Source organism: Spirillospora sp. NPDC049652 (assembly GCF_040675125.1).
Lineage (GTDB): Bacteria > Actinomycetota > Actinomycetes > Streptosporangiales > Streptosporangiaceae > Spirillospora.
Map to the genome: position 1 here is coordinate 1 of NZ_JBFAOF010001290.1, position 1,631 is coordinate 1,631.

Consider the following 1,631-nt stretch of genomic DNA (forward strand, 5'->3'; position numbering starts at 1 on the left):
CGCGCCCAGGACCTGCGCTGGTTCTGCGCGCTGCACGACGAGCTGGCCCCCACCGCCGAGGAGTCGGCGTCCCGGCTCCGCGACCTGGTCCGGATGCTGCCCGCCGCGCCCGGCCCGGCCGCCGACCTGGCGCTGCGCGAGATCCGGCGGGTGGACGAGGAGGTCCCGGTCCCGGCCGCGGTGTTCGCCGAGGCCGTGGAGGCGGCGCTGTTCCGGCCGGAGAAGCGGCTGGTCAGATCCGCCCTGGTGTGGGCGAACCGGACGGCGCGGCGGCACCGGCGGCAGGACGCCGCCGTCCGGGCCGTCCTGCCGCTGCTGGAGTCGGAGGACCTGGCCCTGCGCGACCGCGCGGTGAAACTCATCGTGAAGCACGCGGCCGAGGCGTCCGCCGAGACCCGCGAGGCCGTGGCCGCCGCGAGCACCGGCCTTCCCGCCGACCTGCGCTCCGAACTGCGTGGCCTGATCTCCGACACCGGCCGGTCCGCACCGGCGGGCGCCCCGCGGAGCGCCGGTGCCCCCACCGCCTTCCTGCCGCCCTACGTCCCGCCGCCCGCGACGCCGCCCATCGGCTCGCTCGGCGAGCTCGTCGAGGCGACGATGCTGCTGACCGACAGCGGCTGGGGCGGTCTCGAACACGTCATGGCGGGGATCGTCGAGCACACCTACCGGGACCCGGACGGCACCCGCGAGGCCCTCTCCCAGATGGCGCGGGCCCGGCCGTGGTTCCTCGACCGGGACTACGACTCCAGCCGCGACGACCACCCCATGGTGTTCGTCGGACTGGCCATCCGAGCGATCACGCAGGTCGGGCCGGCGCCCACCGGCAGGCGGGCCCGTCTCAAGGCGATGCGCTCCCGGCTCAGGCAACTCTCCCGAGTCGCGACGGATCCCTGGGAGGACGTCAACGACGACCTGCCGACGCCGTTCCGGCTCCTGGCCTGGCGGATGCTGGAGGCCGTGGACGGCCTCGGCTCGAAACCGTTCCTGCTGGCGGCCCCGACCGAGGCGAACGGCCTGCTCGACCCCGCCGTCCTGGTCGAGCGCGCGCTGCGCTACGAGGCGGACGGCCTGACGATCGGCCGGGCCGACCTCGCGCAGGCGCTGCTCCGCACGCCGGGCGACGTGGACCCCGGCGTGCTGGAGCGGGCCGCCGGGCTGGCGTCCGAACACGGCCGGACGCTGGCGGAGCATCTCGCCGCGGACGCGCTCCCTTGCCCCGAGATCACCCTCTCGCCGGCCCCCGTACGGCGCCGCGCCCACGGCCTCGTCCTGTCGAAGGACAAGGCCGTCCGGCTCCTGCCCACCTGCACACCGGCGGCGACCAGCCCCTGGCTCGGGCAGATCGCCCCGCTGTTCACGCTCCCGCGCGGCGGGCGCTGGGACGTCCTGCCCTCGCTCGGCTACTGGCCGGGTTACGAGGAGATCCCCCGCATGATGCCGTCGCACCGCGAACTCGCCGCGGCGCATCTGCTGCCCGGCGCGTCCAACATGCCGGGGATCGACGACTCCTCCTGGCACTTTCCGGAGCTCGGCGGCGCGGTGCTCGCGCTCGCCGAGGCGGACGGCCCGGCCGGACCGGCGACCGCCGCCGTGCTCGCCTACGCGGCCTCCTGCGCGGACGCCGCGTAGGC

The 1,631-nt window shown here is 76.1% G+C and carries 1 protein-coding gene; it reads left to right on the forward strand.

Going from position 1 to position 1,631, the window contains the following annotated elements; translation table 11 throughout:
* The coding region (locus AB0J52_RS39515) for a hypothetical protein (RefSeq protein WP_500188243.1) at positions 1-1,629 on the forward strand (1,629 nt) is incomplete at its 5' end.
* Positions 1,630-1,631: the final 2 nt, after the last annotated feature.